This is a genomic window from Ciceribacter sp. RN22 (assembly GCF_024054295.1).
Taxonomy (GTDB): domain Bacteria; phylum Pseudomonadota; class Alphaproteobacteria; order Rhizobiales; family Rhizobiaceae; genus Allorhizobium; species Allorhizobium lividum.
The window spans coordinates 2650221-2665996 of the sequence record NZ_JAMXLD010000001.1; the positions used below are offsets into that span (position 1 = coordinate 2650221).

At 60.7% G+C, this 15776-nt stretch carries 14 protein-coding genes; 1 reads left to right on the forward strand and 13 read right to left on the reverse strand.

Annotation, left to right across the window (positions count from 1 at the left end; genetic code table 11):
* The first annotated feature begins 213 nt into the window (after positions 1–213).
* Positions 214–1254 carry a capsular polysaccharide biosynthesis protein gene (locus tag NHF53_RS12945; RefSeq protein WP_252834515.1) on the forward strand — a complete coding sequence of 347 codons (1041 nt, stop codon included), beginning with the start codon at positions 214–216 and terminating at the stop codon, positions 1252–1254.
* 58 nt (positions 1255–1312) lie between these two features.
* Here the strand turns inward: NHF53_RS12945 and NHF53_RS12950 are convergent, their stop codons facing one another.
* From NHF53_RS12950 to NHF53_RS13010, 13 genes are all read right to left on the reverse strand, one after another.
* Positions 1313–2062, reverse strand: a complete 750-nt coding sequence (locus tag NHF53_RS12950; RefSeq protein ID WP_252834516.1) for a cytidylyltransferase domain-containing protein — start codon at positions 2060–2062, stop codon at positions 1313–1315.
* 70 nt (positions 2063–2132) lie between these two features.
* Complete coding sequence (locus NHF53_RS12955) at positions 2133–3113, reverse strand: GDSL-type esterase/lipase family protein (protein ID WP_252834517.1); 981 nt, start codon at positions 3111–3113, stop codon at positions 2133–2135.
* Entirely contained in the window at positions 3110–4285 is a 1176-nt protein-coding gene (locus tag NHF53_RS12960; protein WP_252834518.1) for a LegC family aminotransferase, read from the reverse strand. The genes NHF53_RS12955 and NHF53_RS12960 overlap by 4 nt, the downstream gene beginning before the upstream one ends.
* A gap of 1 nt (position 4286) precedes the next feature.
* Positions 4287–5300: an NAD-dependent 4,6-dehydratase LegB gene (locus tag NHF53_RS12965; RefSeq protein ID WP_252834519.1), complete on the reverse strand. Its 1014-nt coding sequence runs from the start codon at positions 5298–5300 to the stop codon at positions 4287–4289.
* Complete coding sequence (locus tag NHF53_RS12970; protein WP_252834520.1) at positions 5297–6286, reverse strand: Gfo/Idh/MocA family protein; 990 nt, start codon at positions 6284–6286, stop codon at positions 5297–5299. Before NHF53_RS12970 ends, NHF53_RS12965 begins: the two co-directional genes overlap by 4 nt.
* Positions 6271–7224 carry a Gfo/Idh/MocA family oxidoreductase gene (locus NHF53_RS12975; RefSeq protein WP_252834521.1) on the reverse strand — a complete coding sequence of 318 codons (954 nt, stop codon included), beginning with the start codon at positions 7222–7224 and terminating at the stop codon, positions 6271–6273. The genes NHF53_RS12970 and NHF53_RS12975 overlap by 16 nt, the downstream gene beginning before the upstream one ends.
* The gene (locus tag NHF53_RS12980) at positions 7221–8393 is read right to left on the reverse strand and encodes a glycosyltransferase family 29 protein (protein WP_252834522.1); all 1173 of its coding nucleotides are present in this window, start codon (positions 8391–8393) and stop codon (positions 7221–7223) included. Before NHF53_RS12980 ends, NHF53_RS12975 begins: the two co-directional genes overlap by 4 nt.
* A gap of 199 nt (positions 8394–8592) precedes the next feature.
* Positions 8593–9276: a PIG-L deacetylase family protein gene (locus NHF53_RS12985; protein ID WP_252834523.1), complete on the reverse strand. Its 684-nt coding sequence runs from the start codon at positions 9274–9276 to the stop codon at positions 8593–8595.
* A 2-nt stretch (positions 9277–9278) separates the two neighbouring features.
* Positions 9279–10445, reverse strand: coding sequence for a UDP-N-acetylglucosamine 2-epimerase (gene neuC / locus NHF53_RS12990; protein ID WP_252834524.1), 1167 nt, complete (start codon positions 10443–10445; stop codon positions 9279–9281).
* 11 nt (positions 10446–10456) lie between these two features.
* A complete protein-coding gene (locus tag NHF53_RS12995) occupies positions 10457–11401 on the reverse strand; it encodes a GNAT family N-acetyltransferase (RefSeq protein ID WP_308218655.1) in 945 nt (314 codons plus the stop codon).
* A complete protein-coding gene (locus NHF53_RS13000; protein ID WP_252834526.1) occupies positions 11402–12049 on the reverse strand; it encodes an acetyltransferase in 648 nt (215 codons plus the stop codon).
* Positions 12046–13095, reverse strand: a complete 1050-nt coding sequence (gene neuB, locus NHF53_RS13005; RefSeq protein ID WP_252834527.1) for an N-acetylneuraminate synthase — start codon at positions 13093–13095, stop codon at positions 12046–12048. Before neuB ends, NHF53_RS13000 begins: the two co-directional genes overlap by 4 nt.
* Complete coding sequence (locus tag NHF53_RS13010; RefSeq protein WP_252834528.1) at positions 13092–15746, reverse strand: CDP-glycerol glycerophosphotransferase family protein; 2655 nt, start codon at positions 15744–15746, stop codon at positions 13092–13094. Before NHF53_RS13010 ends, neuB begins: the two co-directional genes overlap by 4 nt.
* Positions 15747–15776 lie beyond the last annotated feature (30 nt).

Genomic DNA, 15776 nt, shown 5'->3' on the forward strand with positions numbered 1-15776 from the left:
ATCGGTGGTGTCCTTCAGGTTGGATCTAAGCAACCCGACCCTACCGGAAATCACCGATGGCTATGAAATCCAGCTACACCACGCGCTGGGACACGATCCGCTTTGTTGCCAGATGGCGCTTTCACGGCTAATTGCATGGCTGCAGTAGGAGTGAACTGGATCCGAATGAAAGAAGACTCACATGATCGTGCTTCAGATCGACCGGAGCGAGGTGTGAGGCCGACGGTTTTCCTGATTGGCTTCAAGCCGTGGAAGACGTTCATGCCTCGTTGGCTGCCGGAAAGCCGCGTGATTCGCTGCGTGACCGGGGTACTGTCCTTGCCCGACTTTCTCAGACGGATCCCGCAGATACTACGGGGCAGCTCCTCCAGCATTTGCGTCTGGAGCTATAGCGCACCTTGGTACGTCGAGTTTCTTTGTCGCTCTTACTCCGTACCTCTGGTGCGGGTCGAGGACGGGTTTCTCCGCTCTGTCGGATTTGGATCGGAGCAAACGCCACCACTTTCGCTCTGTTTTGCCGAAAAGGCGCTCTACTTCGATGCGACCGTCGAAAGTGATCTGGAGCACATCCTCCAGACGTACGATTTCAAAAACAACCCGGAGCTGATTGGTCGTGCGCGCCGGGGAATCTCCACCTTCGTTTGGTCGCGGCTCAGCAAATACAACGCAGGCCGAGCTACGGACGTGCAGGTTCTCTACGGACCGAAGACGAAGCGTCGCATTCTGGTCGTCGGGCAGATCGAAGGCGATATGTCCATGATAAAAGGCATGACGCGGCGAATGACGAACAATGACTTCGTCCGCGAGGTGGTCGGGGAGAATCCTGATGCCCAAGTGATCTATAAGCCACATCCAGAAGCCCTAAAGGGTCTTCGCAGGCGACCGCGTCAGTCAAATCCGAACGAGGTCCGGGATATCTGTCTCGTGCTGGACGAAGACATCGCATTGGCTGACGCGTTCGAAACCGTCGATCGCGTCTACACGATGACCTCTCTCTCCGGTTTTGAAGCTCTCATCCGGGGTATTCCGGTGACCTGTTTCGGGTCACCGTTTTATTCAGGCTGGGGGGTCACGGAGGACAGAGAACATTGCCCCCGCCGCACGGCGCGCCGGTCAGTCGAGGAGATATTTGCCGCCGCCTATGTTCTGTACCCCCGTTATCGACATCCGATATCGGGCGAGCCCCTCGAGTTTGAAGGAGCCCTTGACCTCTTGCAGCGAATGGTGGCGGACGAACGGAGCGGGACCGCCTGAGAAAGCGGAGCAGGAGACCTAACACGACACGTAGCAGAGATGCCGTCGTCGTCAGCTCTCAACTCTTTGCACGATGCTCCATGATCATCTTGATGATATCAAAATCCAGTTCTTCATCGACATCGATCGAGCGATCCCGCGGCATGACATAGAGCTTCGTGTCCGGGTAGAAGATACCCGGATCCACCCGCAGAGCCTCGCGCCTCCAGCCATAGACGGAGCCGTTCATGTCGAAGCACTCCGGGCTGTCCTGACGGCGCAACACGGGGTCTGGAAGTTGTTTGCTGAGAGAGATGCTACCATCCTTGGCTCGCTCCAGCAGATTAAAATACGGCGATCGATGGGCGGGATAGCCAGTTAGCACGCAACTGCATCCGGTTTCGGTGAGAATATCGGCGCACGCCTTGATATCTTCAGGAAAACGAAGCGGCGACGTGGCGTCCAGATCGATCAGATAGTCCGCCTCGAAACCAAGCTGACATTCGACTTCTGCGAGGGCGTGCAGGATTGCCGGCAGCTTGCCGGATTCGTCGGTCGCCAGTTCATCCGGACGCCGGATCAGGATATCGGCACCGTATTGCCCCGCAACTTCGAGGATCTCGGGACTGTCGCTGCTGACCGCTACCGCTTCGAAAAGGCCCGTTGCCTTTGCCTGAGCGATCGAGTGCGCGATAAGCGGCTTGTCGACCAGCATGCGGATGTTCTTGCCCGGGACGCCTTTCGAGCCGCCGCGAGCGCAGATCGTGCAGACGAACCTGGGGGATGAACTAGTACTGGTCATAAAGATAGTATCCTGTTGATAGGCCATGCCGCGCTCACGCGAACTGCATGATTTCTGTGCTCGTCAACGCTCGCTGATCGCGTGCCGTGAAACATGCTCAGGCGAGCACCTGCTTTATCCAGGCGTCGGCCAGAAGCTCGTGCCCGACCGGGGAAAGATGCATGCCATCCTTGTTCAGTGTACGAGCCACGTTGTTCTGCCACATCAGCCGGTCGACGTCCAAGACATTGGCCCCGACCTCTGCGGCAACGTCCATAATCGCCAAATTGTACGTGGTGAAGTTGTGGCATACGCCGGGCGTTGCCGGCCAAAATTTCCAAGGCACGACGATGACTGTCGTGAAGGTGAGGCTGGCCGCGCCTGCATCGTACGCGATAGAGGCGATGCGATGTAGATTGGCACGGTATTGTGCGACAGGGACATAACAGAAGCCGGGAAAGGCGTTGATGATTTCTCGGCGATACTGGCGACTGAATGCCAAGATCTTGTCGGAAATCGGCGGCGGCAGTAGCGCAATGGCTAGCCTCTGGTTCTCCATGAACATGCGTAGTGCTGCATCATTCAATCCTAGATGCAACAAGACATGGGCGTCTGCGAGGACGTCTGAATTTGCCTGGAGCAGTTCCACTGCGTCGTTCGTCGTGAAATATCGCTGGCAATGCGCCCAGACACTCGCCTTCTTATTCTCCTCGGGAACCTGCAGGCGGTTCAGCACGATCCCGGGATAGGCTTGATCCAGACACGCGGGAAAACTCTCCATCTCTTCCGGACGCGGCAGGGCCAGAGAGTCTCCGATAATGACCATTCGGGTGGTGGCGTCATGGGTTGCTGAACGCTTTAACAGGGCCTCGTGGCAACGCTCGGCCTCCTCGGCGATGCTCTGCATGTTCGCGTCGAGGCGCAATTTCAGCTTCACCGCGGGCGCGGAAGTGGTCAAGAGCGTGCGACAAAGGTCAAACCACCGAACGGCTTCATCGAGGGCACCAGCTTCAGCAGCAGCCTTGGCGGCGTCGATGGCGAAGTCGATCGAGTCGGGATGGCCCATATCTGAAAAACTCGTCCGCGTCATCTCGTTCATTCGGTGGGCTCCAATCCAAGCACGGCGCTGCTGGGAATGTTGACCAGCCGCTGCTCGATGGCGCGGGCGACCGGCAGGGGCATGGAGGGGCTTGTTTCGTACATTGGCAGGTCGCACATCAACGCCCAGCAGGGGCGGGTCATCAGGCCGGCATCGTTGGTGGCGGCCAGGAAGTCGTCGCGTTGCGAGGCCTCGTCGAGGATCACGGCATTCAGCCAGTAATTGCTTTTCGCGTTCTCAGGCTCGGTGAAGAAGCGGAGCCCTTCCACACCCTCGAACGCCTGCCGATAACGTTCGGCCAGTCGACGTTTGGCGGCGAGGAAGATGGGCAATTGCTGAAGCTGAGCGCAGCCGAGTGCCGCATTCAGGTTCGGAAGGCGGTAGTTATAGCCAAGCTCGTCATGCCAAAAGGCCCAGCGGTGCGGGCGTTTAGCCGTCGTGGTCAGGTACTTGGCGCGCGCGCCGAGCTCCTCGTCGTTGGTCAGGACGGCACCGCCACCGCCGGTGGTGATGATCTTGTTGCCGTTGAAGCTGGTGATGCCGAGCTTGCCGCGCCCACCGAGCGGGCGTCCGTTCGACAGGCTTCCGAGCGATTCCGCTGCGTCCTCCACGACGGGAATGCCCCATTTTTCGCTGACCTCGAGCAGCCGGTCGATCGCCATCGGATGGCCGAAGGCGTGCATCGGCACGACGGCGGCCACGCGGCGGCCGGTCTTCCGGTTGATCGGACCGTCTTCGCCCGGTTCGGCGATTTCGGAAAGCCCGGCGTCAAGCGCGTCCGGATTGAGCCCGAGGGTTTCCATCGAGCCGTCGACGAAGTGCGGGATGGCGCCGCAATAGGCAACGGCATTGGCGGTCGCGGCGAAGGTCAGCGCGGGAACGAGAACCTCGTCGCCGGCCTTCACGCCTGCGAGCATCAGTGCGATGTGCAGGGCGGCGGTTCCGTTGACCGCGGCTACCGCGCGACGAACGCCGAAGGCGTCGGCAAGTTCCTTCTCGAAGCGGTCGACATAAGCGCCCACTGACGAGACCCAACCGGTGTCGAGGCAGTCCTTGACGTATTCCCACTCCGCGCCGGCAAAGCGCGGCTCGTGCAGGACGACGGACTTGCCGTCGGGCGCGGCCGTTTCGCGCAACACTTGGACGGCACGTAGGATGTCGAGGTTTGCCATTTCAGATCCCGTAGGTGTCGGCTTTGTACAGAGCTAGGTTGGCCGGGTTGCTGAACCAGTCAATCGTCTCGCGAATGCCGCGGGCGAAGCCGTCGCGGCCCGAATAGCCAGGATTCCAATCAGTGAGGCGCTTCGCCTTCTCGATACCAGCCCAGAGGCGATCGACTTCGCTGAGTTCAGGACGCTGACGCTGTTCTTCAGAGACGATCTGCGCGTCCACGCCCATGATGTCGATGATGGTGCGGACACTCTCTTCGATCGAGATCTCGAAGCCGCTGCCGAAGTTGACAACCTCGCCGAGAACGTTGGGGCTTTCTGCCATGGCCTGGAAAGCTTTAACCGTATCGGCAACGTAGGTGAAGTCTCGGGTCGGGCTGAGCTTGCCGAGATGGACTTCTTTCTTGCCTGCCGCAAGCTGGGTGATGATTGTTGGCAGGACCGCACGTGTCGACTGGCGCGGGCCGAAGGTATTGAACGGGCGGATCACGGTCACTGGTGTTCCGAAAGAGCGGTAGAACGACAGCGCAAGCTGGTCCGCGCCGATCTTCGATGCGGAGTACGGCGACTGGCCGACCAGTGGATGCTCTTCGGTGATAGGCACGAATTGAGCGGTGCCGTACACTTCGCTGGTAGAGGTATGGACGATCCGTTCAGTTTTCAGCAGGCGGGCCGCCTGGAGCACGTTGAGCGTGCCCTTTACGTTCGTGTCGATATAGGTGTCGGGCGAATGATATGAATAAGGAATCGCGATCAGGGCTGCCAGGTGCAGTACGATATCGCAGCCGCGCATGGCGGTTGCGACCCCGTTCGGATCGCGAATGTCCCCGCTGAATACTTCGAAAGAACCCTGCACGTCCGGCGCGACACGGTCGAGCCAGCCCCAAGTGCCGAAACTGTTGTAGAGCGAGAAGGCGCGAACCTTGAGGCCTTGGCGCACCAGATGTTCGACCAGATGCGAGCCGATAAAGCCGTCGGCACCGGTCACAAGGATTGTTTTGCCAGACAGGTTGCTCATGACCGGTTTTCTCCTTCGGATTTCGGACTGTTTCCGTCGCGTATGACGGTATAGACTTGGAAAGTCTTGGCCTGTTCTGACAGGCGCATGAGGCGGGGATCTGGGTTGCCGGATAGAAACGCCTCGGTTTGCCTGTAGAGGCCGGGCTTGAATTCTCGATCCAGCGCGTCGTCAATGGCGACCGGTTCAACAGCGAAACTGCCCTGATGCTGCAAGAACAGCTGCTCCATCGGTTGCAGGATGAGGCGGCTTCTGGGGGTCATCAACTCGACGCCCCAGCGCCCTGGGGCAAGCCAGTTCGCGTGATAGGAAAACGTTGCACCCCGGTCGGTCGTGCCGGAGCCGGCGAAGACCGCGCCCGACGGATGCCAAGCCAGACCGCCACGGCTCTGGGCAAAGATCGTCTTCGGGTGGCCGCCGAGGAAGAAGGCGAGATCGATAACGTGGGTCGAATTGCCGTAGAGCCAGCCCGCAAGTTCGGCCGGATCCTTGTCCAGCGCTTCGATGCGCGTGCGTGCCTCGGTGAAGTCGAACTTGACCGACAGCACGCCGCCGTCGGCGTCGATGATCTTCCGCGCGGCCTCGACCGACGCGTAGAAACGGCGGTTGTAGGCGACATGGACTTCGGCGCCCGCATCTCGTGCGAGGGCGTCCAGCTTTTCGGCATCGGCCTGATTGAGGGCGACTGGCTTTTCCACCAGCAGTCGGCGCACGCCGGCCTTGATGAGTTGCGCGGTTGCTTCGGCAAGGTTGACCGCGCTGACGGCGACGATCGCGGTTTCTGGAACGGTATCAAACCTTGCGATCTGCTCGGGCAGTGGGCCGTGGCCGGCCTCAACGCCCCATTCCTGGGCAAAGGCCTCGGCGCGCTCTGCGCCGCGGCCCGCCGTGACGAAGGGCTGACCGAGCGCTTTGAGCACCTTGGCATAGGCGCCCGACATCGCGCCGGTGCCGACAAGGAGCAGGGGGGTCAGCTGATCGGGCAAGGCACGTCCTCCGATGTAGAAAGGCCGAGGCGTCGACGGAAGGCGTCGAGGAACAGCGCGTGCTGCGCCGCCGACTGTTCGTAGGGCGTCAGGCGACATCCCTTGCCGTCGAGGATTTCGGTGTAGAGATGGGGCATGCCGCTGACGAAGAGGGTTTCGAAGACCTGTTCGTCCTCTTCTCCGGCCGCATTGCGATGGATGAGCCTTTTCGCGCCTTCCTCGACGCGCCAGCTTTCTCCGTCACCGAAGAAGGTGATTGAAACCGGGGCGCCGGGCGCGCGATCTTGGGTGATGGCGATCGTGCCGCCGCCTGCCAGTTTGCCGCGCAGGGTGCCGAAAAGGTCGACACACCCTGCAATGCGCGCCGGCTCGGGCTTGGGGTTGAGGCCGGTTTCGTCGAGCGTAACGGTGTGGTCACCGAGGACATGCTCGGCAAGGTCGATGAAATGGATGGCATTGGAGCCGAGATTCCAGCCGGCACCCATGACGTCCATCGACAGGCCGCGCCGGCCTGCCAGCCGCTCGCGCAGCCGGTCATAGGCGGGAAATCCGCGGCGACCGCAATTGACGAAGGCGGGGATTGCCCGCGCCGCCAGCAACTGGCCGACGGCGTCCAGGTCGGCACGTGTCGTGAAAAGCACCTTTTCGAAGATCACGGCCTTGGGCGCGCAGCGCGCAAGCAAAGCCTCGAAGGCCGACCGGCGATGGGCTGCCGAGGTGGCGATAATCGCAAGGTCCGCGACGTCCGGCACTCCGTGCATGTCGGCAAGCACCGTCGATCCTTCAGCGAAGGGAGCAAGGAGTGCCGCCGCCTGGGCACGGGCGGCTTCGCCCGGCTCGATGCCGATGACGCGCAGCGGCCGGTCAGCCGCTGCAAGCGCTTCTATGTGTCGGCGTCCGATATTGCCGCAGCCAACGATCAGAACTGTTGGTATCACGCGGATATGACCTCGCTCATGAGTGACTGGAAGAAAGCCTGCTCGGCCTGCCAGTTGTGGCGGCTGGGCCAGGATCCGGTATGGCGCTTACCATAATAATGCGAGACGGCGGAAGTATTGCGCTCGAGCGAATAACCGAAAACCTGTCCCGGAGACAATTTTCTTCCAATCTCGCCCTGCACCCAGGCGAGCCCGATCAGACCGGCGCTTGGAGAGGCGTCCAGGGCGGCAAACAGGTGCCGGTACAGTCGCGTCGGCACCAGTTCGACGGGCAGTCCCGCCTGCACGTGGGGCTCGAGAAGCTGGAGGCCGTTCGAATACCGGTTGCGGATGTTGCAGCCGGTCAGGGCGATGAGCCGGACCGCGGGCGTCTCGCATCTCGGTACGTGGGTGAATTCGGCCGGACGGAACCAGATGTCCGTCCGTTCACCGAGGTCGACGGATCCCGGCATCGCGGCGTGATTGTTGAAGCGAGCGACCAGTTGGTGCGAATCAATCGTGCCGCCGAGGCGAGCGCCCAAGAGCGAAGGGCCGTTTGCGACCACGGCCACGTTGCCGGAAACGGCGGCGGTCATCTCGGCGAAGCGGCCTTCGAAGCGGGACAAGTAGTCGGCAACGGTACGTGCGCGGGGCGCCTGCGGAAGCTCTGCGGCGCCGGCGTCCGCCGCAGCCAGGATGAGGTCGACGTAGCCCATGGAGGCAAGCGCAGAAGGATCACTGCGGCCGACCCGGGCAAGCAACGCGAACGCCTCCGTCGTGTGCCTCGCTTCATTGGCAAGAGCGGCCGCGCGCAAGAGCAGGCGGGGCGATTTCTCGCTTTCTCGGACGAGATGCGGAAACCAGGCCATGGCCGTCTCGGCCCCCTTCCGTTCCCACAGCAGGTTGAAAAGCTGGATCAGCGCCCGGCGTGCCAGCGCCGGCGGTGCCTTGGAGATCACGTTCCGGAGCAGGGGCAGGGCGTCTTCCAGGGGCAGGAGGCCGAAGCGCGAGAGGTTCGCCACCTGCAGCGTCAGCTCCGAATCGTTGGGCGCGGCGGTCAGCGCATCGCGAAGGGCGAGCGCCGCCTCCTCGAACTCCCCCTGCTCGTAGAGCCGGAAATATTTCTTGCGCTCCTGCCTGCCGGGCGCACCTTCCATCCACCAGCGCACGGTCTGGCCGATCCTGCGCAATCCATCCTCCAGGCTACGTTTGCCGGGTATTCGGGGGTAAGTGGGAAGCATGTGGTTCGGGTTGTTCCTGTGGCCTTTGCTGCGTCTCGCGACGTTTTGAGGCGCCGCCTTTCTGACGATCAAAGGCTTAGTGGATGCATCGTTGAGTGGCAAGTTTCGAGGGCTTGTAGCAGGGGCTGTTCCCGCGGCGCCCTGGGGGTCAGAACCGGCCGCGCAACAGTATGAAGGCTTCCGCCGCTCTGGTTCCCGACGCGGCTCCGCGTGTCATCGCCAGCGCTCGGATGGCCTCGAGGCTGCGGGGGAAGGGGAACTCACCGATCTCGTCGTTGAACATCGTGGTGATGCGGAGCTTTTCCTCCAGCTGTTCGCTGATGTCTACGAAGATGTTGGGAAGGAAAGGATCGCTGGCGAACAGGCCGGCATCGGTCTCGGACAGGGTCTCGTAGACCAGGGTCCAGCGTACCGAGGGATAACGGAACCATTTTGCGCAAGCCGTTGCCGCCGCATGGACCACGTGGTGGTCCGAATGGGCGTCGCCGCGATGCGGAACGAGGATGATCTCCGGCTTGACGGAGTTGACGACCTTGCCGACGCCGCCGATCACGTCGCCGAGCGGAAGGGTTTCGAGCTTGGCCGAGGGCAGGTCGAGCCGGTGGACGCCGGCAAAGCCGAATGCCTTGGCGACTGCGTCGATCTCGGTTTCGCGACGAGCCACTTTCTCGGCCGGCCAGCCCTGTTCGGTGGTGATGCCGGTGACGATCAGCCAGTGGATCGGCCGGCCGGCCGCGCGCGCGCGCAGCAAGAGGCCGCCGGCGCCCAGCGTTTCGTCGTCCGGATGGGGGGCCACGACCAGAATCGGTCCACGTCCGCTTTCCAACAGCATTATCATACTCCCTGAACCCATTTCTTATCGAGCAGGCCGCGGCCCAGCTCGACCGTGCGCAAGACCTCGGTAATCCGCTGCCCGGCCTTGCCATCTCCATAGGGCGTTCGTCGCTGCGCCACCAGGGCGCGGAAGCTCTCGTCCGTTGTGGCCCTGGTGATGGCCGCGGCGATTTCCCCGGCGTCGTACTCGGTAAAGATCACGTTGTCGCCATGCTCGCGCCCTCTCTGGCGGATGCCGATATTGACCACAGGCAGTCCCATGCTGGGGGCCTCGAGAATGCCGGCGGACGAATTGCCCACCATTACGCGCGCGTGGCGCAGCATGTTGATGAACACCTTTCGCTCGAGGAAGGTGAAGGCTTTGGCTTTGGGGCAGCGCGCAATCAGTGCATCGATCTCAAGACTGATCGCCTGATTTCCCGGATCGGAATTGGGCGCCATAACCGCGATATTGAGGCCGCTCCCCTCCAGCACGCGTGTAATCGAGGCCATGTGAGCTCGTGCCTCGGCAAAATCGGTGATCGTCGGATGATAGAGCAGGACCGCAAAGGGCTCACCGTGCCACACCACACCGAGTGCGCTCTCAAGGTCGGCTCGCGTCATGTCGGGGGTCGCTATGATCCGATCGAGACCAGATGCGCCCGTGACGTGGATACGCCAATCTTCCTCTCCCAGTTGCCGCAGACGGTTGCCGCTGAGCTCCGTAGTGGCCATGTGCAGGTGCGCCATCTTCGACACGGCGTGACGGACAAGATTGTCGACATTGCCGTCATCGGCGTGGTCGCCACCGCCGACGTGCACGATCGGTATGTGATGATAGATGGCCGCCACGGCGCCGGTCATCACCTCCTCGCGGTCCCCCATCACGACCAGGAAGTCTGGCCGCTCGCGGGCGAACAGGTCGGTCAGGCCGGCCAGTTGCAGCGCCATGCCTTTCACTCGTCCGCCCAAGCCATCGGAGGCAAGCAACGAATCGATGCGTGCGGCGATGCGATAACCGTCGGCTTCGATCTGGCGCACGGATTGGCCGTGCAGATCGGTCAGATGGGCTCCGGTGACGATTACGCCGGCCTCGAGATCCGGTTGCGCATCAACTGCCGCAATGATCGGTGCGAGAATGTCGTATTCGGAGCGAATTCCGGTCAGGAAATGGACTGTTCTGGTCATATTGCTTTCATTCAGTATAGATCGGAATCCAACATCGAGAGCCGCCATAGCCGGCTGTCGGTCAGGTCGGCTGGAAGTGTCTTGAATATCCGACCGCCGAAATACGTCACCGGCGCAGCCGCCTTGAAGCCGGCCACTTCCAGCGGCAGGCGATGAACATCCGCCGGAAGGCACCAGGTTGCAATTCGCTTTCGACCTTCGGCTGCCGCACGGGCAGCGATCGTATTGATCAGTGCTCGGGCCGCGGCGCCGTCGGCACAACGCATTTCCACCAGATCGATCATGTCAGTGCCGTAGAGCTTGGTAATCGCATAACCGGCAATGTCCTCACCATCCTCGAGCACGAAACGGGTGTAGGTATTGTCAGGATTACGATCGACTCTCCAGGAGAGGATATCAGCGCTTCGGTGGGCGATGATGGGTAAGTCAGCAGCTACCCTCGTGTTGAAGCGGTCGAACCTCTCGTCGATGCGGTTCGCGACGCAGACGGACGAATCCTGTCTTGGCGAATGGCGTGCAGTCTCCACGTCAAGGATCAGCGTCGGAACTTCATAGGTGTCACGCCAACCCGCCCGCATGAGGCGAAGGGCATGGACGGCAGCATTGGGAAAGCCATAGACTGCCGATATTCCGCTCCCGGGAAGGGTGGCGTAGAACGCTTCGGCGGTTCTCTCGAACAACCGTCGGCCACGCCACTCCGGATGAGTCATCGTGGTCATGGAGAGGGCCGCTGGATAGTATTCGCCGTGAATGCTCAAGGGAGCATGACTGGCTGCATAGTGTCCGACGAGCGTGTCGCCGGCAAATGCCAACATGACCAACGGGCCGCCGGCAGGATGGTCAAGAAAGCGCCAACGCCAGAAGTCAAGGCTCATCGGCCGCCCGAAGACGTCCTGAAAGAGAGCGGTAATCGCCGGCTCGTCACCGGCACGATATGGTCTAAACTCGAACATCATCTACCCCGCGGTCGAGGTGCCATGGGTTCGTCGCGACGCTTTCAGTTGCGTTCCGTCGCCCAGATCGTTGACGACGGTGGTCCCCGCGCCGACAAACGCACCCTTGCCGACACGGATACCTGGCACGAGTACAGCGCCGGCTCCTACGAAGGCATGCTCTCCAACGTGTACGCCGCCGCACAGTATCGCACCGGGAGCAATCATTGCGCCCGCGCCGATCTCGCAATCGTGATCCACTTGGGCTCCGGTATTGACGATCACCGCGGGACCGATCATGGCGTCTGCCTGGACGATCGCACCTGCCATTACGACTACCCCCGCCTCGACCCGAGCCGAGGACGAGACGACTGCATTTGGATGGACGAGCGACGGAATGCGCGCCCCGACAGCAGTAAGGCGCACGAACTCCCGCCAACGAACCTCGCTATTACCGATGGCGGGAAAGAGGTCGTGTTCTTCGAGCCAACGCGGATCGGCCGTCAAATCGCGACCGTCGCCCAACAATGGGGCATCGAGATTGCTTCCGCCTTGTCCGCTCGCTGGCGCAAGAAAGCCGGCAACGTGCCAGCCCGTCGAGCGGGCAAGCTCGGCGACCACCTTCGCGTGCCCACCGGCCCCGAGCAGGATCAATCCGATCGATTGTCTCATGCCAGATCCTCGAACGCGATCAGCGTATTCACGGAGACCGGCCGGCTCAGAACGCGACCGACGAGTGCACGCTCCATCCGGGGAGCGAGGCCTGTTCCCGGCCGCAGTAAAATGAGATCATCGGGCGTCAGCCTGTGTCCCGCGGGTAGGTCGCGACTGACTGCGACGCTGCGTCGTCCGAGCTGCCTAGCCGAGGTCTCGCAGGGCTGAGGCGCTTTGACTGGGCGACCGAGTGCTCGCTCCACGTTGCGGATGCCCGACACCATCGCGGTGAACTCGTCAGGCTCGAGTGACGCCTTGTGATCGGGGCCAGGCAGGTTTCGGTCAAGCGTCATGTGTTTTTCGATTACACAGGCGCCGAGAGCGACGGCAGCAATCGAGACGGCAATGCCGTCGGAGTGGTCAGAGTAGCCGACCGGCAACCCGGTAATATCCGCAAGCGCCGGAATGACGCGGAGGTTCAATTCCTCGGGCGGTGCCGGGTAACAACTCGTGCAGTGCAACAGCGCGATATGCTCGCTGCCGGCATTTGTCAGTGTCTTGACGCCAAAGGCGACCTCTTCGAGATCGCACATTCCAGTCGACAATATGACTGGTCGCTTCTTGGAGCCCATGCGTTCTAAGTAAGATTGCGAAACGCAATCGGGCGAGGGGACTTTGAAAACCGGAACATCGAGCCTGTCGAGCATATCGATGCTGTCCAGATCGAAGGGCGAGGAGAGGAATATGATGCCCTCTCTGCGGCACTGCGCCAGCAATTCGAGATGAGCTGCTTCGCTGAGTTCCAGTGCGGCCAACATCGCGTGCTGATCGGTGAGGTTGGTGTTGGCTTTCTGGTATTCGGCAGTGGGTGTCGCACGAACCACTAGGCGATCGGCGCGGAAAGTCTGAAACTTCACGGCGTCGGCCCCCGCGTTCCGGGCGGCGGTCACAAGCTTAGCCGCGAGGTCAGGATCGCCGTTATGATTGACCCCAATCTCTGCGATGATGAAGCAGGGGCTGTCGCGGCCGATGGTCTTGTCGGCAATGGAGAAGGACTCGTTCATACCAGATATTCTCGGAAAGGAGCTGTCACAAAGAGGGAGGAGGGGAGTTCGTCGGTGGCGCGGATTCCTTCGCGGCCCTTTGCAATGACATCTTCGACGGCGGCTGTCAGGTTTTCAAAAGTCGAATTGTCGAAAAGATAAGGGTTCTCCGCCCTGAATTCTCTCGCTGCGGAGCGCGCTTCGTCCTGCAGTGTCAGTGCTTCCCTGATCACGGCCGTTGTTTCCTGTTCCGTACGGCAGAATGGAACACCAAGAATCTTGTCGTACTCCATCGGATAGGGAACGTCGAGGCGCCCAACGATCACGACGTTGCGTTCGAGAACGGCTGCTTCGAGGGCCGTCACGCTGTAGGTTGTTAGCACCAGTGAGCTCGCGATCAGCAAGTCCTTTATGTCCAGGTCTGCGACGTAGCAAAGTGCTCCGGCGTCTTCCTCGGCGATAATCTGCCGATAGCGGTCGATGTGCCCCGGTCCCTCTTCCGGATGGGGTTTAAGAATGACGCGTACGGGACGATCGAGCGCCTTGGCAGCACGAATTATCATGCGCCATACAGCAAGTATGTGATCGGCTGGCATTGGCTGCGTCGGCACCGCAATAACTGGCGGGTCGCCGTCGTGCAGCCCGATTCGCCGGCGCGCTTCCCGTCGCGAGGAAACCGGGTCGTAGCCTATGGGGCGCAGTACTCGCGGTGAACCGAACGGATAGCAGCGGTCTTTCGGTATGCCGAAATACCGGTCGTATTCCTCGGCGAAGTATTCTGAATAAACTGCCGCATAGTCGCTCGGGACAGAGCCGTAGCGGCAATAGGCTGCGTTCAAGCAGTGAGGTTCCACGGCTAGGCTGGGTATTCCTGCTTCTCGCGCGAGGGTAACAAACTGCTGGTTCCGAGGAGTACGGATCGGCGATATGGCGACCGCCGAGTACTGCTGTCGCGAGAAAAGAGCAGCGATTGCTCGTGCATTCGCTGCGGTGCTCAATACGGTTTGAGGAAGCCCGTCGGCCAGCAGGAAGTCGATTGCACAACGGACCGCCTGGTCATCCCTGCTTTCCCACAGCAAACCCCGCACGGTCGGGCCCACAGCCAAATAGAAAAGCTCGCAAAAGGCCGTTTTAGCCGCCGAGTTCGGAGCCGGTGCAGCCAGTTTCATGTAGGACGGTTGGCGCCCCCTGTTCTCCTTCCTCAGGTAAGGGTCCTTTTGGGCGGTCGCCAGGGTCTGACGAAGTCTGTCTACGTTGCCCATCGTCAGAACGATATCGACGTTGAACCGTGCATGAAGGTGTGTTGCCATCTGCACAGCCGTGTAGCCATAGGCTCGCCCCTCCTGTGCGACGAACAAAACATCTGGCCGATCTGCAACCTTGCCGGTGTCCACCAGCTGCGAGACATTGGTTGCCGCTTCCAGATATTCCCGTACTTTGCCCGGTACATGGTCCCGATCGATCGTCTTTTCTCTTTCCTCGATAGCAGCAATGACATCGAGGACCGGCGCCACACTTCCGACGGCTGCTCGACGCTGCATCTCGGCAATGCGGCTGGCATACCTGACGGCGGTTCTTATTTTGCGGGATCGGCAACATCCCTTTACGCGAGGATCCCTCCAGAGCCGCGCGTCCGCGAAGAAGAGCCGGTATAATTCGAAGTTGTCTCCGAACGAGACCACGACGCTATCGAAATCCGGGTCCAGGGCCGCCCTTCGCACACTCTCCAGGCGGAGGGCCTTGAAAAAGAGCTTGTCACTGAGTTCGAAGGTCAGATCTTTTTCGAATCCTTGCATGTCGGATAGGAATTGTCGGAGCCAAGGAGAGCCTTCAATGAAGCGCGTGGAAAGCGCTTCTGCGGCATGAAGTGTCTTCTCATGAAGTTCGAAATACCGTCTATGAAAGCGATCGACTCGAGAACGCGCATGCTCGACTACGATCTCGCAGTCCGGGATTTCGTTCTGAATCGATGACAGATCAATCCGGCCGTAGAGGTCGTTGCATTGCAGCAACGTCAGTCTCCTGGCACCCTTCGCAAGGCTCTTGATCGCTGCAGGAGAGAGCTCTTCATCCATCACGATCAGGCGATTTCTACTGTCGCCTATCTTTTTGTTCACTGTCGAACCGAGCGGCTGGCTCTCCATGTTGAGGTCGGAAAGGGAATGGGGAACGAGGGAAAACAGCAGCGCAGACCAATCCACCGCCTGTTTACCATTTGCACTCCCGCTGTACTGTTCGACGACCTCAAGGGCCAAGTCGACATCACCCCGGGAAACGAGCGCGGAGACGAAAGAGGCGGATGTGTCGGCACTCTTTGCCGAACTCGCGACTAGACGCGGAAGGGCCTGGGCGACCGCAGCTTCGCCTGGACGGTCAAGACCTGTGGACGCCAGCGCAATTTCGTAGTCCTGCGGGCGCGGACGTGAACAGAGGTAGTTCATCGCGAAGCGATCGGCGCCCTCCTTGCCATATCTCTCCAGGATCTTGTTGTGCAGCCAAATGAAGCGCGCTCGCGTTCGGCGTACGATGGGAAAATACGAAAAATAAAGTTCGGTGATTCGTTGTCCGAGAAGCCGCAAAAGAAGTGCAAGGGACACGCGCGTGACGTGCCGCTCAATCATTCCTGCAAGGTCCAGCAATGACTTAGGCAGAACTTTGATTTTACGATACATCAGGAGTCCATAGTTTAAATGAAAAGGAGA